The sequence below is a fragment of the Comamonas sp. CMM03 genome (assembly GCF_019218715.1).
GTDB lineage: Bacteria > Pseudomonadota > Gammaproteobacteria > Burkholderiales > Burkholderiaceae_C > Comamonas > Comamonas terrigena.
Genome location: NZ_JAHUXB010000023.1, coordinates 1 through 255, shown reverse-complemented (window position 1 = coordinate 255; position 255 = coordinate 1). Strand labels below are relative to the sequence as shown.

Genomic DNA, 255 nt, shown 5'->3' with positions numbered 1-255 from the left:
CAGAAGACGACGTGAGCCTGACTGTCGACGGCTTTGCGGCCGAGGGCAGCGGTGGCAATTTTGAAGACCTGGACGTGGTCAACGACAGCACCCCAGTGGTGATCGGCGACAGCATCAACACCACGACTGCCACGCTGACCAGCGCAGGCGAGGGCAACGAAGATGCGGGCTCGATCACCTACACGGTGAACCTGAGCCATGTCACGGATGGTGCGCAGGACTTCAAGCTCACACTGAGCAACGGCCAGGAAGTGA

At 60.8% G+C, this 255-nt stretch carries 1 protein-coding gene; it reads left to right on the top strand.

The genetic code is table 11. The features are described from left to right. Nucleotides 1-11: 11 nt before the first annotated feature. A partial coding sequence (locus KW830_RS21170) for a hypothetical protein (RefSeq protein WP_218334321.1) occupies nucleotides 12-255 on the top strand: 244 nt, incomplete at its 3' end.